Source organism: Kitasatospora cineracea (genome assembly GCF_003751605.1).
Classification (GTDB): Bacteria; Actinomycetota; Actinomycetes; order Streptomycetales; family Streptomycetaceae; genus Kitasatospora; species Kitasatospora cineracea.
Window position 1 is genome coordinate 1,658,786 of sequence record NZ_RJVJ01000002.1, and the last position, 24,312, is coordinate 1,683,097.

16 protein-coding genes and 1 pseudogene are annotated in these 24,312 nt (G+C 75.0%); 3 read left to right on the forward strand and 14 right to left on the reverse strand.

The genetic code is table 11. The features are described 5' to 3' along the window. Positions 1-18: 18 nt before the first annotated feature. The 6 genes from EDD39_RS33515 to EDD39_RS33540 all read right to left on the reverse strand — a co-directional run bounded on the left by EDD39_RS33515 (position 19) and on the right by EDD39_RS33540 (position 6,851). Positions 19-1,623 (reverse strand): solute symporter family protein, encoded by a 1,605-nt coding sequence (locus EDD39_RS33515; protein ID WP_123563200.1) that lies wholly within the window; start codon positions 1,621-1,623, stop codon positions 19-21. Further along, a complete protein-coding gene (locus EDD39_RS33520; protein ID WP_123563202.1) occupies positions 1,620-2,036 on the reverse strand; it encodes a DUF485 domain-containing protein in 417 nt (138 codons plus the stop codon). Before EDD39_RS33520 ends, EDD39_RS33515 begins: the two co-directional genes overlap by 4 nt. A gap of 113 nt (positions 2,037-2,149) precedes the next feature. Beyond that, complete coding sequence (locus EDD39_RS33525) at positions 2,150-2,881, reverse strand: response regulator transcription factor (protein ID WP_123563205.1); 732 nt, start codon at positions 2,879-2,881, stop codon at positions 2,150-2,152. Next, positions 2,878-4,038, reverse strand: a complete 1,161-nt coding sequence (locus EDD39_RS33530; RefSeq protein ID WP_244257399.1) for a sensor histidine kinase — start codon at positions 4,036-4,038, stop codon at positions 2,878-2,880. Before EDD39_RS33530 ends, EDD39_RS33525 begins: the two co-directional genes overlap by 4 nt. A 73-nt stretch (positions 4,039-4,111) precedes the next feature. After that, entirely contained in the window at positions 4,112-4,597 is a 486-nt protein-coding gene (locus tag EDD39_RS33535) for a CcdC protein domain-containing protein (protein WP_123563207.1), read from the reverse strand. Between the two features lie 142 nt (positions 4,598-4,739). After that, positions 4,740-6,851: a DNA gyrase/topoisomerase IV subunit B gene (locus tag EDD39_RS33540; RefSeq protein WP_123563209.1), complete on the reverse strand. Its 2,112-nt coding sequence runs from the start codon at positions 6,849-6,851 to the stop codon at positions 4,740-4,742. A 469-nt stretch (positions 6,852-7,320) separates the two neighbouring features. On the opposite strand from EDD39_RS33540, the gene EDD39_RS33545 reads away from it, so the two are divergent. After that, a complete protein-coding gene (locus tag EDD39_RS33545; RefSeq protein ID WP_123563211.1) occupies positions 7,321-7,551 on the forward strand; it encodes a DUF7455 domain-containing protein in 231 nt (76 codons plus the stop codon). Positions 7,552-7,657: 106 nt separating this feature from the next. On the opposite strand, the gene EDD39_RS33550 is transcribed toward EDD39_RS33545, so the two are convergent. The 7 genes and pseudogenes from EDD39_RS33550 to EDD39_RS33580 form a co-directional block, all read right to left on the reverse strand. Next, positions 7,658-8,509 carry a S1 family peptidase gene (locus tag EDD39_RS33550; protein WP_123563213.1) on the reverse strand — a complete coding sequence of 284 codons (852 nt, stop codon included), beginning with the start codon at positions 8,507-8,509 and terminating at the stop codon, positions 7,658-7,660. Between the two features lie 245 nt (positions 8,510-8,754). Then, a pseudogene (locus EDD39_RS33555) lies at positions 8,755-10,364 on the reverse strand (RNA polymerase sigma factor). Positions 10,365-10,785: 421 nt separating this feature from the next. Next, complete coding sequence (locus EDD39_RS33560; protein ID WP_123563215.1) at positions 10,786-11,658, reverse strand: FadR/GntR family transcriptional regulator; 873 nt, start codon at positions 11,656-11,658, stop codon at positions 10,786-10,788. Positions 11,659-11,893: 235 nt separating this feature from the next. Then, positions 11,894-12,694, reverse strand: a complete 801-nt coding sequence (locus EDD39_RS33565; RefSeq protein ID WP_148089578.1) for a hypothetical protein — start codon at positions 12,692-12,694, stop codon at positions 11,894-11,896. 11 nt (positions 12,695-12,705) lie between these two features. Further along, positions 12,706-14,439: an ATP-binding cassette domain-containing protein gene (locus EDD39_RS42385; RefSeq protein WP_123563219.1), complete on the reverse strand. Its 1,734-nt coding sequence runs from the start codon at positions 14,437-14,439 to the stop codon at positions 12,706-12,708. Positions 14,440-14,734: 295 nt separating this feature from the next. After that, complete coding sequence (locus EDD39_RS33575) at positions 14,735-15,493, reverse strand: NUDIX hydrolase (RefSeq protein WP_123563221.1); 759 nt, start codon at positions 15,491-15,493, stop codon at positions 14,735-14,737. 114 nt (positions 15,494-15,607) lie between these two features. Continuing rightward, a complete protein-coding gene (locus tag EDD39_RS33580; RefSeq protein WP_341869359.1) occupies positions 15,608-18,376 on the reverse strand; it encodes a glycogen debranching N-terminal domain-containing protein in 2,769 nt (922 codons plus the stop codon). Between the two features lie 555 nt (positions 18,377-18,931). On the opposite strand from EDD39_RS33580, the gene EDD39_RS33590 reads away from it, so the two are divergent. Continuing rightward, on the forward strand, positions 18,932-20,245 hold the full coding sequence (locus EDD39_RS33590; protein WP_123563225.1) for an alpha/beta fold hydrolase: 1,314 nt from the start codon (positions 18,932-18,934) through the stop codon (positions 20,243-20,245). 37 nt (positions 20,246-20,282) lie between these two features. Here EDD39_RS33590 and EDD39_RS33595 read toward each other — a convergent pair whose 3' ends face one another. Continuing rightward, positions 20,283-21,851, reverse strand: coding sequence for a DUF4192 domain-containing protein (locus EDD39_RS33595; protein ID WP_162870285.1), 1,569 nt, complete (start codon positions 21,849-21,851; stop codon positions 20,283-20,285). 206 nt (positions 21,852-22,057) lie between these two features. On the opposite strand from EDD39_RS33595, the gene EDD39_RS33600 reads away from it, so the two are divergent. Beyond that, positions 22,058-24,253, forward strand: a complete 2,196-nt coding sequence (locus EDD39_RS33600) for a RecQ family ATP-dependent DNA helicase (protein ID WP_123563229.1) — start codon at positions 22,058-22,060, stop codon at positions 24,251-24,253. Positions 24,254-24,312 lie beyond the last annotated feature (59 nt).

Below are 24,312 nucleotides of genomic sequence, written 5' to 3' on the forward strand. Positions count from 1 at the left end.
CCGGCCGTTCCGCGCGTCCTACGCGGCGCCCGCCCCGGTCAGGGCGCGCACCTCCAGTTCGGCGAAGCCGTCCTCGTCCGGCGGCTCCCGGTCCAGGACGGTGCCCAGCCAGCCGGCCAGGAAGCCGAGCGGGATGGAGACCAGGCCCGGGTTCTCCAGCGGGAACCAGTGGAAGTCCAGGCCGGGCAGCACGGAGGTCTTCGCGCCGGAGACGACCGGCGAGAACAGCACCAGCACCACCGCCGGGACGAGGCCGCCGTACACCGACCAGACCGCGCCGCGGGTGGTGAACCGCTTCCAGAACAGCGAGTACAGCAGGGTCGGCAGGTTGGCCGAGGCGGCCACCGCGAAGGCCAGGCCGACCAGGAAGGCGACGTTCAGCCGCTGCGCGAACAGGCTGAGCACGATGGCGAGCGCGCCGATCACGACGGCGGAGATCCGGGCCGCGATCACCTCCTCGCGCTCGGAGACCTGCCGCTCCTCGGGGCGGCGCCAGGCCCGCGCGTACAGGTCGTGGGCGAAGGCCGCGGAGGAGGCCAGGGTGAGGCCGGCCACCACGGCGAGGATGGTGGCGAAGGCGATCGCGGAGATCACCGCGAACAGCAGCAGGCCCCAGGTGGAGTCCGGCCCGCCGCCGAGGTCGAGGGCGAGCAGCGGGACGGCGGTGTTGCCGGCCGGGTTCGAGGCCCGGACGGCCTTGGCGCCGACCACCGCGCCGGCCCCGAGGCCGAGCACGATCGCCATCAGGTAGAAGCAGCCGATCAGGCCGATCGCCCACATCGTGGAGCGCCGGGCGGCCCGCGCCGTGGGCACGGTGTAGAAGCGGCTGAGGATGTGCGGCAGGCCCGCGGTGCCGAGCACCAGGGCCAGGCCGAGGCTGACGAAGTCGAGCCGGCTGATCGGGCTGGAGCCGTACCGGAGCCCGGGTTCCAGGTACTTGTCGCCGACGCCGCTGTGCTGTGCGGCGGCGTTCATCAGCGCGCCGAAGTCGCCGTGGAAGCGGGCCACCACCAGCACCGTGAGCAGCACCGAGCCGGCCACCAGCAGGAACGCCTTGACGATCTGGATCCAGGTGGTGGCGCGCATCCCGCCGACCGTCACGTAGACGATCATCAGGCCGCCGACCGCGACGATGGTCCAGCCCTTGGCGGCGCCGCTGTCGGTGCCGAGCAGCAGGGCGACCAGGCTGCCCGCGCCGACCATCTGCGCGATCAGGTACATCAGGGTGACGACCATGGACGCCAGTCCGGCCGCGGCGCGCACCGGCCGCTGGCGCATCCGCAGCGCCAGCACGTCGGCCAGGGTGTAGCGGCCGGCGTTGCGGACGAGCTCGGAGACCAGCATCAGCACGACCAGCCAGGCGACCAGGAAGCCGATGCTGTAGAGCACGCCGTCGTAGCCGTACAGCGCGATCAGGCCGGTGACGCCGAGGAAGGACGCGGCGGACAGGTAGTCGCCGGAGAGCGCGAAGCCGTTCTGCAGCGGCGAGAAGTCGCGGCCGCCGGCGTAGAAGTCCTCGGCGGCGTGGCCGCGGCGGCCGACCCAGACGGTGATGGTGAGGGTGACGGCGACGACGACGGCGAACAGGGCCACCGCCAGGCCGTGGCTGGGGTGTGGGGTCATCGCAGTTGGTCCTGGGTGTCCCAGCGCAGTTCGAGGGCTGCTCGGTCGCGCTTGGTGCGGGCGTTGCGGGCGTAGAGCCAGGTCAGCAGGAAGGTCGAGGCGAACTGGCCGAGGCCGAGCAGCCAGGCCAGGTTGAGCGGCCCGGCGACCCGCTGGCGCATCAGGTCCGGCGCGAACGCCTGGGCCGCGACGAACAGCAGGTACCAGGCCAGGAACCCGGCGCTGGCCGGGAAGACGAACGAGCGGTAGCCGCGCCTGATCTCCTGGAACGCGTCGCTGTCCTGGACGCTGCGGTAGACCTCCCGCCCGACCCGTTCCTCCGGCGGGGCCGGTTCCGCGGTCCGCCGCGGCGCCACCACCCGGGACCGGGAGGCGGCCGCGGCCCACCAGTCGACTCTCTCCTGCTGCGCCACAGCCGACACCTCATCAATTCGGTCACTACGACCGAACCATGATGGAGCGTCACAAACCCCACCACGAAACCCGTGCAGATACGTTCACCCGAACCAGCTACCTGAACGTGGGTTTACGAACCGTCCGAAATTCCATGCTTGAAGGCGTACGCCACGGCCTGGGCCCGGTCCCGCACCGCCGTCTTGGCGAAAAGGTTGTTGATATGTGTTTTCACCGTTGCGGGGCTGACGAACAACCTTCCGGCGATCTCCGCGTTGGACAGACCGGCCGCGATCAGCGCCAGCACCTCGGCCTCCCGCTGGGTCAGCCCGTCCGGCAGCGCCGGGCGCCCGGGCACCGGTGCGGGCCCGGCCGGAGCGGCGGCGGGCTCCGGCGGGGCAGCGGCGGGCGCCGGTGGCGCGGCGGGCCCCGGCCCGCCCGACAGCCGCTCCAGCAACCGCAGTTGGACCTGCGGGGAGAGCCCGGCCGCGCCCGAACGGACGTCCGCGACGGCGCGGGCGATCTCCTCCGCGCCGGCGTCCTTGGTGAGGAAGCCGCGCGCGCCGGCCTGCAGCGCGGAGAACAGCGAGTCGTCGTCGGCGTAGGTGGTGAGCACCACCACCTCGGTGCCGGGGTGCTCGGCCCGGATCCGCCGGGTCGCCTCCACCCCGTCGCAGCGCGGCATCCGCAGGTCCATCAGCACCACGTCGGGGGCGTGTTCGGCGACCAGCCGCAGCGCCTCCTCGCCGTCCGGCGCCGAGCCGACCACCGTGATGCCCGGCAGCAGGCCGAGCAGCATCACGATGCCCTCGCGCACCACGGTCTGGTCGTCGGCGACCACCACCCGGATCGGTCCGTCCGTCACGCCGGCACCCGCAGCAGCACGCGCCACCCTCCCTCCTCGGGGCCCGCCAGCAGTTCGCCGCCGAGCAGTTCCGCGCGTTCGCGCATCCCGAGCAGACCGTACCCGTTCCCGCTGCCGCCCAGCACCGGGTGGGCCCCGCGCGGGGCACCGGAGTTGCGCACCACCAGCTCCACCTCGTCCTCCCGGTAGCCGAGCCGGACGTCCACCCGGCCGCCGGGCGCGTGCTTGCGGGCGTTGGTGAGCGCCTCCTGGGCGACCCGGCGCACCGCCAGCCCGGCCTCGGCGGGCAGCGGCCGGGGCACCCCGTCGACGGCCAGCCCGGCCCCGGCCTCGGCGGCCAGTTGGGCCACGAACTCGGCGACCGGCGCGAACTCGCCGCGCAGCGCGGACAGCGCCTGCCGGGTCTCGGCCAGCCCGTCCTGCGCCATCCGCCGGGCGGCGACCACCCGTTCGCGGACCTCGGCCCGCTCGGCCCCGGCGTCCAGCATCAGCCGGGCCGCCTCCAGGTGCACCAGCTGCGCGGACAGGCTGTGCGCCAGCACGTCGTGGATCTCCCGGGCGATCCTGGCCCGTTCGGCGAGCGCCGCGCTCTCGGCCTGCGCGACCTGCGCGGCCCGTTCCTGGGCGAGCAGGGCGCGCTGCGCGGAGCGGGCCTGGCCGTCCAGCCGCAGCAGGTAGCCGAGCAGGCCCATGCCGCCCGCGACGGCCAGCATCGCCAGCATCGAGTCGTCCGTGCCGAAGCCGTAACCGGCCAGCGCCGCACCGGCGGTGAGCAGTCCGGCGGCCAGCGGCAGCCGGATCACGGCGAGCACCGCGAGTCCGCACCAGATCACCGAGGCCAGCGTCCTGGCGCCGCCCTCGTCGGCCAGCGCGGCGTACCCCAGCAGCCCGGCGGCGCAGGCCAGCGTGGGCCACAGCCGCTGGGCCCGGCAGAAGTAGTGCCAGCCGGTGAACAGCACGGCGGCGGCGGCGATCCAGCCGATCGGGACCAGCACCAGCCAGCCCCGGTAGTGCAGTTCGCCGAAGGTCCCGAACACCACGGCGCCCAGCATGCAGAGCCGGCCGAAGAAGGAGATCGTCATCCGGGCCCGCGAGTCGCGCTCCCGGATCGGGACGTCCCGGGCGGGCCACCTGGTCCACCGGTCCAGCGTGCTCACCTGCGGGTCCTCTCTCGACGGCGGTGCCGCCGGCCCCCGTTGCGGGGGCCGGCGGCGGGGTGGTGACGGTCGGTCAGGCGGCCAGGCCGTGCAGCTTGCCGCCGTCCAGCTGCCGGGACCGCCACTGGACGGCCGCCGAGCGGACCAGCAGCAGCAGGCCCAGCGAGAGCAGCAGCACGCTGCTGGACTGGTGGACGTGCAGCGCGGCGCCCACCCCGTACCAGGCGGCCCGGACCAGGATCGCGCCGACCCAGGCGAACACCGTGGCGGTGGTGCCCTTGGTCCACAGCGTGCCGTCCGTCTCGCGCCAGATCCGCACCGTCCAGCCCCAGGCGCAGCCCATGCCGGCGGTGGTGAGCATCGAGCCGGCCAGCAGGACGGCGGCGGCGACCCGGTGGTGCGGGTCGATCAGCACCGGGTCGCGCAGCGCGACGGCGGCGAGCACCAGCGGCAGCAGCCAGAAGCGGCGCTCGGTGTCCAGCCGGCGGGCCCGCAGCTGCCGGCCCACCACCAGGACGATCACGGCGGCGGCGATCAGGACGTCGGACAGGGCGGTCATTTCGGGTGCCTCCCGGGCGGGGTGGTTTCGACACCCTGAACGCTACGGACCGCGGGCCCGCCGGTCCTCGGAGCGGGGGTTGATCCACAGCGCGGAGGGCTCTCCACCCCAGGGTGGAGAGCCCTCCGCGGACCGGGACCGCTCAGGCGTCGATCCGGGACCGGTCCAGGGTGGCCGCCGAGTCGACGATGAACTCCCGCCGCGGCGCGACGTCGTTGCCCATCAGCAGGTCGAAGGTCTTCTCCGCGGAGTCCAGGTCGCCCAGGTTGATCCGGCGCAGGATCCGGAACCGCGGGTCCATGGTGGTCTCGGCCAGCTGGTCGGCGTCCATCTCGCCCAGGCCCTTGTAGCGCTGCACCGGGTCCTTCCAGCGCAGCCCCTTGCCCTGGAACTGCAGCAGGGTGCGCCGCAGTTCGGCGTCGGAGTAGGTGTAGTGGTACTTCTCCTGGCCGCGCTTGGGGTTGGTCAGCTCGATCCGGTGCAGCGGCGGCACCGCGGCGAACACCCGGCCCTGCTCGACCATCGGCCGCATGTAGCGGTGGAACAGCGTCAGCAGCAGGGTGCGGATGTGCGAGCCGTCGACGTCGGCGTCGGCCATGAAGATGACCTTGCCGTAGCGGGCCTGGTCGATGTCGAACGTCCGGCCCGAGCCCGCTCCTATCACCTGGATGATCGAGGCGCACTCGGCGTTCTTGAGCATGTCGCTCACCGACGCCTTCTGGACGTTCAGGATCTTGCCGCGGATCGGCAGCAGCGCCTGGAACTCGGAGTTCCGGGCCAGCTTGGCGGTGCCGAGCGCGGAGTCTCCCTCGACGATGAACAGCTCGCTGCGGTCCACGTCGTCGCTGCGGCAGTCGGCCAGCTTGGCGGGCAGCGAGGAGGTCTCCAGCGCGGTCTTGCGGCGCTGCGCCTCCTTGTGCTGCCGGGCCGCGACCCGGGTGCGGGCGGCCGCGACGACCTTCTCCAGCACCGCCCGGGCCTGGAGCTTCTCGTCCTTCTTGGCCGAGGTGAGGAAGGCCTTGAGCTCCTTGGCGACCACGGCCGCGACGATCCGGTTGGCCGCCGAGGTGCCGAGCACCTCCTTGGTCTGCCCCTCGAACTGCGGCTCGGCGAGCCGGACGGTGATGACCGCGGTCAGGCCCTCCTGCGCGTCGTCCTTGCTGACGTCGTCCTCGGCGACCCGCAGCAGCTTGCTGGCCCGCAGCACCTCGTTGACGGTCTTGGCGAGCTGCCGCTCGAAGCCGGTGACGTGGGTGCCGCCCTTGGGGGTGGCGATGATGTTGACGAAGGACCGCTGGGTGGTCTCGTAGCCGGCGCCCCAGCGCAGCGCGATGTCCACCCCGAGCTCGCGGGTGACCTCGGTGGGGGTCATGTGCCCGAACTCGTCGAGCACCGGGACGGTCTCCTTGAAGGTGCCCTCGCCGCGCAGCCGCAGGACGTCGGAGACGGCCCGGTCGGGGGCCAGGAACTCGCAGAACTCGCTGATCCCGCCGTCGTAGCGGAAGGTCTCCTCGCCGACCTGCTCGCTCTCGGTGAGCCGCTCGTCGCGCACCACGATGGTCAGCCCGGGCACCAGGAAGGCGGTCTGCCGGGCCCGGCTGTGCAGCGACTCCAGCGAGAGCTTCGCGTCCTTGAGGAAGATCTGCCGGTCCGCCCAGTAGCGGATCCGGGTGCCGGTGCGGCCCCGGGCGACCTTGCCCTTCTTGGTCATGCCGGCGGCGGGCTCGAAGCCGGCGTCCCGCTCGGGACCGGCGAAGCTGCCGGGGACGCCCCGCCGGAAGCTGATCGCGTGGGTGGCCCCGTGCCGGTCCACCTCCACGTCGAGGCGGGCGGACAGCGCGTTCACCACCGAGGCGCCGACGCCGTGCAGACCGCCGGAGGCCGCGTACGAGCCGCCGCCGAACTTTCCGCCCGCGTGCAGCTTGGTGTACGCGATCTCGACGCCGGACAGCCCGGTCTTGGGCTCGATGTCCACCGGGATGCCGCGGCCGTTGTCGCGGACCTCGACCGAGCCGTCCTGGTGCAGCAGCACCTCGATCCGGTCGCAGAAGCCGCCCAGCGCCTCGTCGACCGAGTTGTCGATGATCTCCCAGAGGCAGTGCATCAGGCCGCGGCTGTCGGTCGACCCGATGTACATGCCCGGCCGCTTGCGGACCGCCTCGAGCCCCTCGAGGACGAGCAGATGCCGCGCGGTGTAGTCGGACCCGCCCTCACCGGTCACCAGAGAGGACGGGCCGGTCTTTTCTCCACTCACGCTCTGCACTCCTCCATGACGTTGACGGACACCCCCGCATGCTCTCAGCAACTGAGATCCGGGCCGCTGAGGTCCGCGCGCTTTGTACGCGCTGCGCGAACACGGTTCCCGCCCCGGAGGCGGTTCCCAGCCTGCCATCTCCTGCCGACACCACGGGTCCTGGCGGATCGGGGCGGCCGGGGAGGGCGGCGGAGCTGCTGCGATGCGGTCCAACGGGTTCCAGGACGGGGCTTATGCTCCAACCCAGCGGAGGATTATGCTACGCGGACCTCGCACCCCGACCCGATCGGGCGTTCAAGGTGATCCGCCGGCCACGGGAATCGGTACGCATGAACCACCGTTGCCCTGGGCACGTCCTCATCAAGACGACGGCAGAATCCTCAAAGAGAAAAGCCACGAGCGGGAACGAATTCGACCTGGTTGGATGTTGATCCTGGTACACAGCTCGTCGAGCTAGAGAAGAGGCGACGTGACTACTGTTCTGACCCCTGCGAGCCCGCTCACCGCGGCAGACCGCTGCGACCGTTGCGGCGCTCAGGCTTACCTGCGCGTCGTCCTCTCCAGTGGCGGAGAGCTGCTGTTCTGCGCCCACCACGGGCGCAAGTTCGAGCCCGAACTCAAGAAGATCGCCGTGGAGATACACGACGAGAGCGACCGCCTCTCCGGCACGCCGGCGACGGCCGAGGAGGGGGAGCACTGACGCTCCCGCTGCTCCACCGAGCTGCCTGAACGGCCGGGTGGCCCTCCCCTCGGGGCGGGCCGCCCGGCCGTGGCGTTTCCGGCCACGGCCCGCGGCCCGGTGTGGCTCACAGCACGTTGTGCACGGCCTCCGAGACCGCCGCGATCCGGGTGTACACCCCGGGGTGGTCGGCCTCCGCGCAGCCCGCGCCCCAGGAGACCAGTCCGGCCAGCCGCCCGCCCACCAGCAGCGGCCCGCCGCTGTCGCCCTGGCAGGCGTCCTTGCCGCCCTGCGCCTCCCCCGCGCACACCATGCTGCGGGCGTCGTACGCGCTGTCCGAGCCGCCCGGGTAGGCGTGGCCGCAGGCCTCGTCCGAGATGACCGGCACGGTGACCTGGCGCAGCGTGTTCGAGTAGCTGCCGTTGCCCCGGGTGTCGCCCCAGCCGAACACGGTGGCCGGGGTGCCCGCCGCGTACGGCTCGGTCTCGCCCGGGTTCACCATCTCCAGCACCGGCCGCCCGTCCTGCGGCTCGGCCAGGGTGAGCACCGCCACGTCCCGGGTGTTCGCGGTGAAGCTGTAGCCCGGGTCGATCCACACCCCGCGCACCGCCACCTCCCGCCCCGCGGTGCCCCGCAGGTCGTCCCGGCCGACGATCACCCGCAGCCCGGGCCGGTCGGTGGGGCGGGCGGTGGTCTCGTCGTAGAAGCAGTGCGCCGCCGTGACCACCTTGGTCGGGCTGATCAGCGCCCCGCCGCAGAACTGCCCGGAGCGGGCCGAGCCGAACTGCTGCCGGCTGGCCAGCGCCACCATCCACGGGTGGTCCCCGGTGCTGGCACCGGTACCGCCGATGATCCGCCGCTGCGCGACGGCCGGCCCGGCCGCACCCAGCGCGACCAGCGGGGCGGGCAGGGCGGCCAGGGCGACGAGCGCGACCGCCCGGCGGCGGAGCCGAGGCGCGAACGTGTCCAGGATGGGCACCGGTTCTCCAGGGGTTCGGCGGGGTGCGGGGTTCTGCGCACGGAGCGGGGCGCGGTACGGACCCGGCCGGCGCGCGGACGGGCTGCCGCTCCGTCACGCGACAACCGGCCCAGCGTAGTCATCCGCTCACCTGCCGTGCCCGCACCTCAGCCTGCCGCCACCCCATCGGGCGACCCCCGGACACGCGAACGGGCCCCTCCGCCGGTGGCGGAGGGGCCCGTCCAGGTGACTCGGGCCGACCGGGGTCAGTCCAGGTAGTCGCGCAGCACCTGGGAGCGCGACGGGTGGCGCAGCTTCGACATGGTCTTCGACTCGATCTGGCGGATGCGCTCGCGCGTCACGCCGTAGACCTTGCCGATCTCGTCCAGCGTCTTCGGCTGGCCGTCGGTCAGGCCGAAGCGCATCGAGACCACGCCCGCCTCGCGCTCGGACAGGGTGTCCAGCACGGAGTGCAGCTGCTCCTGGAGCAGGGTGAAGGAGACCGCGTCGGCCGGGACGACCGCCTCGGAGTCCTCGATCAGGTCACCGAACTCGCTGTCGCCGTCCTCGCCGAGCGGGGTGTGCAGCGAGATCGGCTCGCGGCCGTACTTCTGGACCTCGATGACCTTCTCGGGGGTCATGTCGAGTTCCTTGGCCAGCTCCTCCGGGGTGGGCTCGCGGCCCAGGTCCTGGAGCATCTGGCGCTGCACGCGGGCGAGCTTGTTGATGACCTCGACCATGTGCACCGGGATGCGGATGGTGCGGGCCTGGTCGGCCATGGCGCGGGTGATCGCCTGCCGGATCCACCAGGTCGCGTAGGTCGAGAACTTGTAGCCCTTGGTGTAGTCGAACTTCTCGACCGCGCGGATCAGACCGAGGTTGCCCTCCTGGATCAGGTCCAGGAAGAGCATGCCGCGGCCGGTGTAGCGCTTGGCCAGCGAGACCACCAGGCGGAGGTTGGCCTCCAGCAGGTGGTTCTTGGCGCGGCGGCCGTCCTCGGCGATGATCTCCAGCTCGCGCTTGAGCTTCGGGGCGAGCTTGTCGGCCTGGCTCAGCTTGTCCTCGGCGAACAGGCCGGCCTCGATCCGCTTGGCGAGCTCGACCTCCTGCTCGGCGTTGAGCAGCGGGACCTTGCCGATCTGCTTGAGGTAGTCCTTGACCGGGTCGGCGGTGGCACCGGCCACGGCGACCTGCTGGGCCGGGGCGTCGTCCTCGTCGTCGTCCGAGAGCACGAAGCCCTGGTCGGTCTCCTCCTCGGCCTCGCCCTCCTTGCCGTCGCCGGGCAGGGCCACGTCCTCGAGGAGCTCCTCCTCGCCGATGACCTCCTCGTCGCCCTTGGCGCCGGGCTTGCCGGCCGCGGCGGTCTTCTTGGCGGCGGTCTTCTTGGCGGGGGCGGCCTTCTTGGCCGCCGCCTTCTTCGCCGGGGCGGCGGCCTTCTTGACAGCGGCCTTGGCCTCGGCGACCTCGACGACGGTGACCTCGGTGCTGGTCACCGAGGCGGCCACCGACACCGACGGGGCGATGGTCGCCGCGGGGGCGATCCGCACCGGGGGCTTGGTCTGGGCGACCGGCGTGCGGGTGGTGACCGCCTTGGTCGCGGTGCGCTTGGTGGTGCTCTTGGCCGCGACGCTCTTGCGCTTGGCGCCGGCCGGCTCCGCCGCGCTGACCATCAGCTCCACCCCCTCCTCAATCAGCACCTGGTTGAGGCTGCGCATGACGTTCTTCCACTTGGTGACCGGGATCTGGTCCGCCTCGAACGCGTGGCGCACGTCGTCACCGGCGATCTGCCCCTGGGCCTTGCCCCGCTCGATGAGCGCCAGCAGTGCCGCGGACTCGGCGATCTCGGGGGAAGGGAACGGGATGTGCTGGCCGACACGAACAACCTCTCGGACGATGAGTGGACACGAACCCGCACCGACCGGCCCGACTGCTCGGGCTCGGGCGGGTGGACGGTGACCGGGGTCTGCAGGACGGCAGCAGCGCCGCGGACCATCACAGCCGACTGGCTTGTGGTGATATTCCGGAGCTGCTTCCGCTCCGTACACATCGCTGCCGCCCCTCAAGTGTTACGCATGCCCGTCGTGGCGCCCGTCACACCACCCGAGCGCCGGTGCGGGCAGCCCCCGAGCGGCCTATCCGCGGGGCCGAACCGGGGTTCGCGGGAGCGCTCCGGCGGGCGGCCGGGGTGCGGGGCCGGGTCCGGCGGGCGGGCTCCGGTGTGCCGATGGCCCCTCGGCTGCGCGGGTGGGGCAGCAGAAGGGCCATCCGGTCGGAGCGGCGGGCGCGGTCCCGGCCGCTCAGTGCTCGCGCGGCGCGGGGACGGCGTGCTCGACGTCCGGGTGGACGGTGAGCAGCGCGCGGACGGCGGCCTCGGCGGCGGTGCCGTCGCCGGTGCCGAGCGCGTCCACCAGCCGGGCGTGCAGGCTGACCGCCGAGTCGGACGGGCGCTCGCAGGTGGTGCCGGAGCCGCCGGAGACCTGGAGCGCGCCGGCCACGATGCCGGACAGGTGCTCCAGCATCCGGTTCGCGGCCATCTGCAGCACCAGGCCGTGCAGCTCGGCGTCGGCCCGGGAGTAGCTGACCAGGTCGCCCTGGCCGCCGGCCTGGCCCATGATCTCGGTCAGCTCGACCAGCCGGTGCTGGACGTCCTCCCGGCCGTGGCCGGCCGCCAGGCGCGCGGCCAGCGGCTCGATCGCCCAGCGCAGCTCGAACAGCTCGCGGCGCTGCTCGTCGCGCTGCGGGCCGAAGGCGCGCCACTCGATGATGTCGGGGTCCAGCAGGTTCCAGTCGCTCACCGGGCGGACCCGGGTGCCGACGTTCGGCCGGGCCGAGACCAGGCCCTTGGCCTCCAGCACCCGGAGCGACTCGCGCACCACGGTGCGGGAGACCTCGAAGCGCTGGCCGATCTCCTCCGGCACCAGCGGGCGGTCGGCGCCCAGGTCGCCGGAGACGATCATCTGGCCGAGCTGCTGGACCAGCTGGCCGTGCAGGCCGCGGCCGCGGCTGCTGGTGGTCTTCCGACCGACCCGGGCGAGGTCGCTCTCCGCCCCCTCCCAACGGGGTGCGGGCGGGGTCGGGCGGTCGGCGTACGGGAAGCGGTCCAACTCGGAGGCGGAGATCGACTCGGCCTGGCGAGCGGCGGTCACGGTGGGGTGCGCAAGGGTACTCACGCCATCCTTTGTCGGCGATCGGCGGATCCGGCTTGAGCATTCTCGTGAAAAGCACACGAAAGGGTGATCGGCCGTGTCTGGATAATTGACTTCTTATCAGTTGGAAATGCACATACCGGTCATCAGTGGCTGTTTTCCCCTGTGGTTGCTCCCGCCCCGCCTGTCACGCCGTCAGGGCGCTTCCCGCTACCGTCCCCCTGTCGACCGCCGCCGCTTCCCGGGCGGAAACCCCTGGTCACAGGCTCCGGCGGCGCAGCTGGACCAGCACCGCCGCCAGCACCAGCAGGGCGGCCGGGGCCAGCAGCGCGGCGGCCACCGTGCCGTCCAGCGCTCCGGCGGTCCGGTCGGCGGCGCCGCGGACCCAGTCCAGGCCGTACTGGAAGGGCAGCAACTCCCGTACCCAGACCGGCCAGTTACGGCCCGTGCGGTGCAGCAGCAGGCCCGCGGTGGGCTCCAGCAGGGCGGGCAGCGCGCCGGTCAGCAGGACGCCGGCCAGGGCGCTGCGCACCAGCGAGGTGATCAGCAGACCGGCCCAGCCACCGGCCACCGCCAGCGCCGCGTACGCCGCCAGCGGGCGGCCGATCCCGCCCGCCGCGAACGGGCCGACCGGCAGGTCCGACAGGCCGAGCAGCGCCGACGCGTCCACTCCGACGGGCAGCGCGAGCCTCACCGCGACGGCGTTCACGCCGAGAACGGCCACTGCCAGCAGGGCCGCCACCGCGCCCACCACCAGCGACTTCGCCAGCAGCGCGCCCAGCCGGCGCCCCAGGGTCACCCGCGAGGCGGGCAGGCCCGGCCAGCGCGCCTCGTTGCCGTAGGCCAGCGCGCCGAGCACCGCCGCCGCGAGCGCGGTCAGCGGCAGCGGCAGGACCGGCACCACCGCCGCGACCGACCGCACGGCGTCCGGCACCGCCAACTCCCCGGCGGGCAACCGGGTCGCCGAGAACGCCGCCACCGCCGCGTTCACCAGCAGCGCGCCCGCGACCACCACCCACGTGGAGCGCACCCCGCGCAGCCGACGCACCTCACTCGCCACCAACCGCACGGTCACTCACTCCCGTTCTCGTCGCCGACGGCGCCGCGTCGCGCCGCCCCTTGCGGATCCACCACGCCCGCACCACCCGGCCGGACCCCGTCCGCCGACCGCGACCGCTCCGCCGGTTCGGCCCGCCCGGCGGGCCGCAGTTCGGCGGTCGCCGCCGACCAGGGACGCCCCGGGAACGGCCGGACGGGGGCGGCGGGCCGCTGGCCGACTCCCCTGATCCGGGCGGGAGTCAGCAGCTCCGCGTCGGTCGGGTTGGCGGCCAACTGCTCGGTGTCGACCGCGATGGGGCCGGGCTCCGGCTCCACCGCTGCCGGTGCCGGTGCCGGTGCCGGTGCCGGTGCTGTTGCCGGTGCCGTTGCTGGCGCCGTTGTCGCTGCCGGTCGGCCGAGCGCGGAGGCGCCGCGGGGCGTCCGCCGGGTCAGGTCGACGGGGGGCGCCGGCGGTACCGGTGCGGCTTGGGCGGGGGCGGTCGGCGCGGGCACGGACACCGCCGGGGCCGACGGCTCCGCCCGGGTGCGGGGCTCGGCCGAGGCCGGGGCCTGGGGGTTCGGTGCGAGGGCGGCGGCGGCCCAGCGGCCGGCCTGCAGGCCGCGGTGGTCGAGCGGGCGCTCGGGCTCCGGCCCGGCGGGGCGGCCGACGGTCGCGGGGCGCTGCTCGCCGGAACGCTGCTCGCCGGGGACGGCCGCGCCGGGGTGGTCGGCTCCGGGGTGGGCCGCGCCGGGGCCGTCCGCGCGGAGGCCGGACGCGCCGACGGGCGGTGCGGTGCGGCCGGACTGCGACTGCGTTTGCGGCTGCGGGTTCTGACGGGGCGTCCGGATCGACACCTGGCCGGAGCGGCCCGAACTTCCGGGCAGGGCGGCGGGGTAGGAGACCGGCCGCTCCGCCACCCGGTCGGCCAGCTCGTGCAGCAGGATGCCGTTGCGGTAGGCGAGTTCGCCGACCTCGGTGCGGTCGATGCCGCTCACCGCGAGACCGGCGCCGCCGTCCCGCCGGACCTGGCCGCCCTGGGCGACCAGCAGGTCCGCGAGGCGGGCCATCTGCGGCCCCCGGACCAGCACTTCGGGGTGCAGCCTGGTGCGGCGGAACTCCACCACCGGCTGGTCGGCGGCCAGCCGACCCGCGTCCAGGGTGACCACCCGGTCGGCGAGCGCGGCGGCCTCCGCCGGGGAGCGGGTGGTGGTCAGCACGGTGCCGCCCGAGAGGGCGAAGGAACGCAGGAAGGCGCCGAACCACTCCTCGTTGCTCGGGGACAGGCCCTCGGTGGGGGCGTCCAGCAGCAGCGTCGAGGGGGTTCCGAGCAGGGCGGCGGCCAGTGCGAGGCGGCGGTGCATGCCGGGCGAGAAGGTGCCGATCCGGTGGTCGGCGACGGCGGCGAGCCGGGTCTGCTCCAGCAGGTCGTCGGCCCGGCGCGCGGGGACGCCGATCGCACCGGCCAGCATCCGCAGGTGGGCCCGGGCCCGCTGCCCCGGGTGCCCGGCCTCCGGGCGGCCCGCGGCCAGCAGGACGCCGATCTCCCGCTCCGGGCGCCGGATCCGCCGGTACGTCCGGCCGTCGAACAGGGTGAGGCCGTGGCCCCGTTCCAGTTCGACCATCAGCCGGAGCGCGGTCGACTTGCCCGCGCCCTCGTCGCCGAGCAGCGCGGTGACCATCCCGGGGCGGGCGTCGAAGGTCAGGTCCAGCACCGCGGGGGGACGCCCCCGCTGGTACGCCTTGGTCAGTCCGGTGATCTGGATCATCGCCGCCCGCTCCCTCGCCTGCCGACGGACCGGGGATGTCCACCTGGCCCGAGCCTGCACAGTAGGGCGCGGAAGCGGGGAAACCGGGCATTCCGGATGGGTCGTGAGCGGTGTTAGCGCCGACCTCACCCGTACAGGCGACAGCCCTCCCGCCGCGCTGACGCTTTCCTCACGGACCGTCACCACCCGTCGGCAGCAACGGCCCTGGTGCCGGAACCGGCCGTCCTGCCGCAGTTCCGGCGCGGAGGTGGCGGGCGACCGGCCCCCGGGGGTGGGCCCGGATCTGACCCCGGGGTCAGGACTCGGGACGCAGCATCGGGGGGTTGAGGACGGTGGCGCCGCCCGCGGTGAACAGCTGGGCGGGGCGGCCGCCCTGACGGGTCGTGGTGCCGCCGGAGGGCAGCAGGAAGCCCGGGGTGCCGGTGACCTTGCGGTGGAAGTTGCGCGGGTCGAGCACCACGCCCCAGACCGCCTCGTAGACCCGGCGCAGCTCGCCGACGGTGAACTCCGGGGGGCAGAAGGCGGTGGCCAGCGAGGAGTACTCGATCTTGGAGCGGGCGCGCTCCACCCCGGCCGCCAGAATCTGACCGTGGTCGAACGCGAGCAGCACGCCGTCGTTGCGCTCCTCGCCGAGCAGTTCGCTCACCGGCGCCCACCGGGCACTGCTGGCGTCGCCGCCCGCGCGGGGCGGCGGCAGGTCCGGGGCGAGGACCAGGTAGGCGACGCTCACCACCCGCATCCGGGGGTCCCGCTGCGGGTGCCCGTAGGTGGCGAGCTGCTCCAGGTGCGCGCCTGCGGGGGCCTGTCCGGCCGGGAGGCTGCCCGGCAGCGACTGCGCCCGCAGCCCGGTCTCCTCCGCCAGTTCGCGGGACGCCGCCTCGGCCAGGCCCTCGTCCAGCCGGACGAAGCCGCCGGGCAGCGCCCAGTAGCCCTGGAACGGTGCCTCGCCGCGCTTCACCAGTAGGGCGCACAGCTCGTGGTCGCGCACCGTCAGCACCACCAGGTCAACCGTGACTGCGAACGGGGGGAAGGCCGACGGGTCATAGCGCGACATGCCGCCGATCTTAGTCGTCTCTCTGACGATAATCACAGACCACGATGCCTTTCCCCTCTCTCCGGGCCGCCCCGGACCGTCCTTCCCGAGCCGTCCGCCCCGGCGGGGCCGCGTTCAGCCGGCGGCGAGTTGCAGGAACGACGGTGCCTCCTCCACGACCGCGACGCCGATCCGGCTGACCCGGACCGAGAACGGCTCGCCGGCCACCCGCAGGCCGGTCAGTTCCAGTGCGCCCAGCGGGGCGGTGCTCGCCGGGCGGGTGGCCACCCGGCCTGACGGGACGTCGGGGCGGACGCCCGCCAGCGAGAGGACCAGGTGCACGGCGGCGGCCGCGGAGACCCCGGCCGGGCGGCAGGCCGCCGGGTGCGGGACGGGCGGGCAGTCGGCGACCTTCTGCTCGCCGGCGTACATCTCCGGCAGGCGGCCCTCGAAGTGCACGGACGCCTCCAGCAGGCCCTCCAGCAGTATTTCGGCCTCCCGCTCGAACCCGGCGTCCACCAGGCCGCTCACCGCGAGCGCGGTCTCCTGGACCCGCACCGCACCGCTGCGGTGGCCGAGCGGGTTGAAGCGGGGGGACTTCGCGCTCAGGGTGCGCAGGCCCCAGCCGCAGTCGAGCTCCGGCGTCACCAGGCGCTGGGCGAGCACTCTGGTCTGCTCGCGGTCGAGCAGGCCCTCGTGCAGTTCGCCCTCGGCGGCCAGGCCCAGGTCGAAGAGGTGCACCAGGGTGGAGGCGACGGCGGGCACCGGCCGGTCCGGGGCCAGCAGGGCGGCGGCCGGACGGCCGCCGGACAGGTCGTCGATCCAGAACTGTTCGCGGAACCGTTCCCGCAACTCGGCGGCCCAGGACCGCCACTGTGCCCCGCCGGGCCGGTCGAAGGCGTCGAGCAGGTCGGCGCCCTGGAGGGCCGCCCGGTGGGCCTGGGCCTGGACCTCGCAGCGGGCCGGGCCGGGGCGCGCGGCGCGCTCCTCCGCCGGCCGGCCGAAGTCGGCGACGAACCCGACCGGGCCCTCCGGGCCCTCCACCAGCGCGGACCGCAGCGCGCCGAGGGCCCGCTCCGCCGCGGGCAGCAGTTCGGCGACCTCGGCCCGGGGCATGCCCCAGCGCCAGGCCTCCGCCAGCACCGTGACGAACAGCAGGGTGGCCTCCGTCGCGGTGCAGCTGGCCGGGAGTTCGGGGCCGCCGTGCCGCAGCGGGCCGGGGATCACCCCGTCCATGGTCTGCGCCGCCGGACCGGCCTCGCCGCCGGACGGGTTCGGCCCGCCCGCCGGACCGGTGGCGCCCCCCGGCACCGGACCGGCCGCGCCGGTTCCGGCGCTCTCCGGGGCTGACGCACCGTCACCCGACGTGGCGTCGGTGGGCCGGGACGCGGGAGCCGGGGCGGGAGCGGCGGGCGGGGCCGCCTGGTGCTGGCGGCGGGCGACGGCCCGCAGGGTGCCGGCGGCGAGCCGGGTGCCGAGCGGCAGGGTCATCCTGGCGGCCCAGAGCGCGTCGGCGGCGGTGAGGCCGAAGCGCCAGGGTGCGCCCGAGGCGGTGTAGAGGTCGGTGGGGCGGTCCGCGTCGGCGAGCAGCAGGCCGCCCAGCGAATCCAGGGCGCGGGAGACCAGGCGGCCGGCCCGGCGGTCGTCGGCCCGGACCTCGGGCTCGGACCAGGGCAGCGGCACCCCGGGGCCGCGCCCGGTCGGCGGCCGGCCCGTCGACGGGGTCTCCAGTTCGGCGCGGAGCTCGACCGACCAGCGGGCGCCGGGCTGGATCTCCAAGTCCCAGCGCAGGACGCCCGCACCGGCCAGCACCGCGTGCGGCGAGGGCCGCGCGCTGACGGTCGCCGCCCGGCCCTGGCCGACCCAGCGCAGGCCGGACGACTGGACCTGGCCCGGCAGGTCGGCCGAGCGGCGGCCCGCCGCGATGTCGGTGAGCAGGCCGAGGTCGGTGCCGAGCGCGATCTCCAGCGGGAGCCTGGCCGGCCGGGCGCCCGTGTTGCGGACCGTCACGGTCTCCGCGCCGTCGGCGTGCCGCAGCCGCTCGACCGTCAGCGCCGGGTCCGGGTCGAGGTCTCCCGGCACCCGGACCGAGCCGACGAACCGGGCCGCCGCCGTGGACGTCAGGGTGCCCTGGAGCGGGAGCGGCTCCATGCCGCCGAGCCGCAGCTCCATCCGGGCCAGGGTGCGCACCCCGTGCCGGAAGAAGCCGTGCATGCCCTGGCCCCGCAGCTGGCCGTCCGGCCCGGAGGAGGCCATGCCGGGGGCGTTGACGCACAGCACGTCGTGCGCGGCGGAGGGCTGCGGCCGGGGCGGAGCCGCCTGGCCGGACGGCCGGGCCGGACCGGCCGCGGACACGCCCGCCACCTGCTCGGACCGGCCCGCGGGCGCCCCGCTCGGCGCCCCCGGCTGATCGGCGCGCGGGACCGGCCCGCCCCGCCCGGCCGCCGGGTGCCCCGGCCCCTGCCGCGTCACGGTGCCGTACGGCGGAGTGCCGCCCCCGTACGGCGCACCGCCGGCGGGGGTGCCGTACGGGGGCGTGGCGGCCGGGGGTGCGTACGGGTGGGCCGCCGGGTGGGCGGCGCCCGACGGCGTGCCGTGCGGGGGCGTGCCGTAGGCGGGGGTGTTGTGGGCCGGAGTGCCGTACGCGGGGACGCCGTAGGCGGGGGTGCCGTACGCGGCGGTGCCGTGGGCCGGAACTCCGTGGGCCGGGGTGCCGGGAACCGCCGGGCCTGCTCCGGGCGTTCCAGGAGCAGGGCCGTTGGGCGTGCCGCGGGGAGGCGTGGCCTGACGGGGCGTCGGAGGGCCGACCGGCCGGGCCGGTGGCGCGGTGGCGGCACCGGACGTCGGCGGGTTGACGGGCGGCAGCGGTTGGGGCGCTGCGTGGGGTGGCCTTGAGTCGGTCACCGGGCTCTCCTCCCCCCGACCGGCCGAGGGCTGCGGGCTCGGTCGGCCGCGAGCGTGCTCGATCGCGGACTGTGCTGCTCTGCCGCCGGAACACGCGGCTCCGACTCGGATCTGACCGGACCGCCGGTGCTCCGTCCCGGCCGGGGTGGTGTCCCGGACCGGACGCCAGGGCCGTCCGGGGGCCGGCCGCGCCGGGTCGAACGACGCGTGACCGGTGCCCGACACGGTCGGCCCGGCCGCAGTCGGCCCGGCGGTGCCGGTTCGGGTGGTGACGTTCTGCAGATTGAACGCACCACACCTGCCCCAGGTCACGCCCGTCCGGCGGACGTCCGGTCGGAGGCGGCCGCGAGCCGTGGGTGGTTCGGTGCTCCGCGACCGACACCCGGGGCGCCCGCTGTGTCGTGGTGCCGTTCGAGGGTCTCCGCACGTGGCGGCCGCCCCCCGGCGGCTCCTGTCCGCCGTCAGGATACGGTGCGAGGACGGCGACGGACGCACCGGTGACCCCGGCGTCCGACGCCGCGACCAGCCTGTGACCAGCTCGCACCTAGGAGTTGCATGTCCTCCCGCAGCCGCATCCCCGGAATCGTCACCACCGACCACGTCTTCCGGGTGCCGCTGGACCACGGTGCCCCCGGTGGCGAGTCGATCGAGGTCTACGCCCGCGAGGTGGTGGCCGCCGGACGCGAGCACGACGAGCTGCCGTGGCTGGTGTACCTGCAGGGCGGCCCCGGTGGGAAGGCGAACCGCCCGACGGGCCGGGACGGCTGGCTGGACCGGGCGCTCGACGACTACCGGGTGCTGCTGCTGGACCAGCGCGGCACCGGCCGCTCCACCCCCGCCAACCGGCAGACCCTGGCCCGGCGCGGCGACGCCCGACAGCAGGCCGAGTACCTGGCGCACTTCCGGGCCGACTCGATCGTCCGGGACGCCGAGCTGATCCGCCGTCAGCTGCTCGGTGAGGACGGCGAGTGGAGCCTGCTGGGGCAGAGCTTCGGCGGCTTCTGCACCCTGACCTACCTCTCGCTGGCCCCGGAGCACCTGCGCGAGGCCTTCGTCACCGGCGGCCTGGCCGGCCTGCGCCGCTCGGCGGACGAGGTCTACCGCGCGGCCTACCCGCGCGTCGCCCGCAAGAACGCCGGCCACTACGCCCGCTTCCCCCAGGACGTGGCGGCGGTACGGCGAATCGCGGCGCACCTGGTCGAGCGGCCCGCGGCCCTGCCGGGCAACGGCACGCTGACCGTGCAGGCGTTCCAGGCGCTGGGCATCCTGCTGGGCGGCGGCTCCGGCTCCTGCGTCCTGCACTACCTGCTGGAGGAGGCCTGGGTGGAGGGCGCGGACGGACCCGAGCTCTCCGACACCTTCCTGGCCGGGGCGCAGTCGCACCTGTCCTTCGCCCAGAACCCCCTGTACGCCGTCCTGCACGAGTCGATCTACGGGCAGCGCTCGGTCGACGCCGGGGCCACCGACTGGGCGGCGGAACGGGTGCGCAAGGAGTTCCCCGGGTTCGACGCCGAGGCGGCGCTGGCCGGGGACGGGCCGGTGCTGCTGACCGGCGAGATGATCCACCCCTGGATGTTCGAGACCGACCCGGCGCTGCGGCCGCTGCGCGAGACGGCGCAGCTGCTGGCGGAGCGCACCGACTGGCCCGACCTGTACGACCTGCCGCGCCTGGCGTCGAACCAGGTGCCGGTGTACGCGGCGGTGTACCACGACGACATGTACGTGGACACGGCGCACTCGCTGGAGACCGCGGACGCGGTGGCCGGTACCCGGGTCTGGGTCACCAACGAGTGGGAGCACGACGGTGTGCGGACCAGTGGCCGGACGGTGCTGGACCGGCTGATCCGGATGGCGCGCGGCGAGGTCTAGCCGACCGCCCCGCAGCCGCGGGTCGAGGGTTCGCATGTCAGTCTCCGATCGTGTGTCGGCCCCGGCGCGCCCGGACCTGCCGGATGCGGATGCCCGTCGGCACGAACCGGTGGGGGCGCGGACGCCGCCCCGGATCGGGTCGGCAGGCCACCGCCGGGGGCCCGTCGGCAGGGGTGGACGGGGCGGGCGGGGCGGTCGGACGGCCGTCGCCCGGCTCGTCGGCCTCCGCCGGCCCGGGCCCGTCCGGCGCCTCTCCCGGCTCCGGCGGCGGAGCCGGTTCCGCCCTCGGCCCGGGCACGGGGGTGCGGGCGGGCCCGGGTGCGGGGCGCTCCGGAGCGGGGCCGGTTCCGGTGGGCGGCAGGGCCGGCCCGGAGTCCGGATCCTGGTGCCCGAAGCCCTGGCCCGGACCGTCCGGGACGGTTCCTCCGGTGTCGGCACCAGCGTCGACCGGCGGCGGGGGTGCCGCCGGGCGCGGGGCGGGTGCGTCCCGCAGGCGGGCGGTGCGTTCGCGGCGGACCACCCGGAGCAGGGACTCCGGGGCGATGCCGGAGTTCAGTGACTCGTAGAGGAGTTGGGCCAGGGTGTAGTCGGGGTCCAGCTCCAGTGCCCTGGCCAGCACGATCCGGGCCGTGGCCGAGTCCCCCGCCAGCCAGGACGTCCAGGCCAGCAGGGTCATCGGCGGGGCGGCGAGGTGTTCGAACGGGTCGACGCAGCGTTGGACCAGGAACCGCCACAGCCGCTGGGCGGTGCCGAGCTCGTCCGGTTCGGCGTACTCGGCGGCGCGGTCCCGGCCGAGCTTGTCCTGCATGCCGATCAGCAGCCTGGCGGTGCGCGCGGCGTCCAACTCGCGGGCCCCGGAATGGAATTCGGCCATCGCCTCGGCGATCAGCCCGGCGGTGCGCCCGACCGCCGCGGTCCGGCCGCCGGGGCCGGCCAGTTCGCGGACGAAGGGCGGACCGGCGTCCTCCAGGGCGCGGCGCTGCACCTCGGAGAGCGGGGGGCCGACCGGGGCCAGCCCGGCCACGATCGCCTTGCGGCTGCCCCGCGGGGCGAGCCCCGCGTAGGTGGCCGCCACGGCGAGCGGGCTGGGGTGGCGGGCCTCCCGGACCGGAGTGCCGCCCGGCGGGCAGCAGTCGGATCCGGCGCACAGGAAGGACCACCAGCGGCCGGCGGAGACGCACAGCGACTCCTTGACGGCCACCTGCTCGCCGCGGAAGGCCCGGGCGAGCGCGTCGGCCAGCGGGCGGAGCCGCGTCAGCACGGCGTGCCCGCCCTCGGGCGTGCGGGCGCCCCGGTCGGGATCCCGGCACAGGTACAGCAGGACTTGGACGGGGCGGCGGTCGCGCTGTTCGGACAGCTCGACCAGGAGCCGGGCGGCCTCCGCGGCGGTGCGCTCCCAGTGGGCCGGGTCGTCCGGGATGTCGATCCGGATCACGCCGCCCTGGTCGAGCCCGCTGCCCTGCAGGCCCACCGCGACGATGCTGTCGTCGGGGAAGAAGCCCAGCAGGTAGGGGAGCATCTCCGCCATGTCGGCGGGGCCGCGCAGCCGGACCGGGAGGTGGCCGGGGCGCGGGGCGGGGGTGGTGGTGCGGTCGTCTGCGGTCATGGCGGAAAGCTTGGACCCGATCGCGCCCGGTTGCGGATAATTCGCCCGACCCTGTGGATAAGTCGGGGGGTTCAGCATCACCTCCCCCGAACGGCCCGGTTTTCTGGGCGATCACCGCGATCTGACGGCTTATCAGCCGATGAACGCCACTCTGTCCACAGCCTGTCATTCGCGGTCCGTCCGTGCCGCACGGTATCCATGACCCCATGCAGACGCGCGAGCTCCACCCGACCACCCCCGCCGACCGCGCCGCCGTCCGGGCCGCCGCGGAAGCCGTGCTGCGCGACCTCGCCGGCCCCGGCGCGGCCCTGCGCGAGGACCAGTGGAAGGCCATCGAGGCGCTGGTGGTGGACAGCCGCCGCGCCCTGGTCGTGCAGCGCACCGGCTGGGGCAAGTCCGCCGTCTACTTCATCGCCACGGCGCTGCTGCGCGCCCGCGGTGCCGGGCCGACGGTGATCGTCTCCCCGCTGCTCGCCCTGATGCGCAACCAGGTCGACTCGGCCGCCCGGGCCGGCATCCGCGCCCGGACGATCAACTCGGCCAACCCGGAGGAGTGGTCGGAGATCCAGCAGGAGGTCGCCGACGGCCTGGTCGACGTCCTCCTGGTCAGCCCGGAGCGGTTGAACAACCCGGACTTCCGCGACCACGTGCTGCCCAAGCTCGCCGCCTCCACCGGCCTGCTGGTGGTGGACGAGGCCCACTGCATCTCCGACTGGGGCCACGACTTCCGGCCCGACTACCGGCGGCTGCGCACCATGCTGGCCGAGCTCTCCCCCGGCGTCCCGGTGCTGGCGACCACGGCGACCGCGAACGCCCGGGTCACCGCGGACGTCGCGGAGCAGCTCGGCACCGGCGCGGGCGACGAGCAGGCGCTGGTGCTGCGCGGTCCGCTGGACCGGGAGAGCCTCAGCCTGGCGGTGCTGCCGCTGCCCGACCCGGCGCACCGGCTGGCCTGGCTCGCCGACCACCTGCCCGACCTCCCGGGCTCCGGCATCGTGTACACCCTGACGGTGGCCGCCGCCGAGGAGGTCACCGAGTTCCTGCGCGGGCGCGGGTACCAGGTCGCCTCCTACTCGGGGCGGACCGAGGACGCCGAGCGCCGCGAGGCCGAGTCGGCACTGCTGGCCAACCGGGTCAAGGCGCTGGTCGCCACCTCCGCGCTCGGCATGGGCTTCGACAAGCCGGACCTGGGCTTCGTGGTGCACCTCGGCTCGCCGAGCTCCCCGATCGCCTACTACCAGCAGGTCGGCCGGGCCGGCCGCGGGGTGGACCGGGCCGAGGTGCTGCTGCTCCCCGGCCGGGAGGACGAGGCGATCTGGCGGTACTTCGCCTCGATCGGCTTCCCCGCCGAGGAGCAGGTCCGCCGCACGCTGGACGCGCTGTCCGAGGCGGGCCGCCCGCTCTCCACCGCAGCCCTGGAGACCTCGGTCGACCTCCGCCGCACCAGGCTGGAGACCATGCTCAAGGTGCTCGACGTGGACGGCGCGGTCCGCCGGGTGCGCGGCGGCTGGGAGGCCACCGGCGAGCCCTGGCAGTACGACGCCGCGCGGTACGCCAAGGTCGCCCGGGCCCGGGAGGCCGAGCAGCAGGCGATGCGGGAGTACGTGGCCACCGAGGGCTGCCGGATGGAGTTCCTGCGCCGCCAGCTCGACGACCCCGAGGCGGCCCCGTGCGGCCGGTGCGACCGCTGCACCCCGCCCCGGCACTCCGCCGAGGTCTCCGCCGGGGCGCTGGACGCGGCCCGGGCCGCCCTCGGCCGCCCCGGCGTCTCCTTCGAGACCCGGCGGATGTGGCCCACCGGCATGGAGTCCCTGGGCATCCCGCTCAAGGGCCGGATCCCCGCCACCCAGCAGGCCGAGCCGGGGCGCGCCCTGGGCCGGCTGTCCGACATCGGCTGGGGCGGCCGGCTGCGCTCGCTGCTGGACGAGCGCTCCCCGGACGGGCCGCTGCCGCGCGAGGTGCTGGACGCGATGGTCGGGGTGGTGGCGGACTGGGCCCGCGGCCCCGGCGGCTGGGCCGGGCCGGCCGGGTCGGACGGCCAGCGGCTCGACCGCCCGGTCGGGGTCGTCGCGCTCGACTCCGCCGGCCGCCCCCGGCTGCTCTCCGACCTGGCGGGCGGGCTGGCCTCGATCGGGCGGATGCCGCTGCTCGGCCGGGTCGAGTACGCGACCGGGGAGCCGCCGCACGGCCCGCGCAGCAACAGCGCCCAGCGGCTGCGCTCGGTCGCCGGGGCGCTCGCCCTCTCCCCCGGCCTGGCCGACGCGCTGGCCGCCGCGCCCGGCCCGGTCCTGCTGGTCGACGACCTGGTGGATTCGGGCTGGACGCTGACGGTCGCAGCCCGCCTGCTCCGCCAGGCCGGCGCCACCGCGGTGCTCCCGCTCGTCCTCGCCGTCCGGGGGTGAGGCCCCGCCCCGGAAGCACCGGCCCCGGAGGCACCAGCCCCGGAGGTGCCGACCCTGGC

Coding starts and splice junctions, on each gene's coding strand:
- EDD39_RS33515 (WP_123563200.1), bottom strand. CDS start 1,623: ATGACCCCACACCCCAGCCACGGCCTGGCGGTGGCCCTGTTCGCCGTC.
- EDD39_RS33535 (WP_123563207.1), bottom strand. CDS start 4,597: ATGACCGCCCTGTCCGACGTCCTGATCGCCGCCGCCGTGATCGTCCTG.
- EDD39_RS42385 (WP_123563219.1), bottom strand. CDS start 14,439: ATGATCCAGATCACCGGACTGACCAAGGCGTACCAGCGGGGGCGTCCC.
- EDD39_RS33575 (WP_123563221.1), bottom strand. CDS start 15,493: ATGTCGCGCTATGACCCGTCGGCCTTCCCCCCGTTCGCAGTCACGGTT.
- EDD39_RS33590 (WP_123563225.1), top strand. CDS start 18,932: ATGTCCTCCCGCAGCCGCATCCCCGGAATCGTCACCACCGACCACGTC.
- EDD39_RS33595 (WP_162870285.1), bottom strand. CDS start 21,851: ATGACCGCAGACGACCGCACCACCACCCCCGCCCCGCGCCCCGGCCAC.
- EDD39_RS33600 (WP_123563229.1), top strand. CDS start 22,058: ATGCAGACGCGCGAGCTCCACCCGACCACCCCCGCCGACCGCGCCGCC.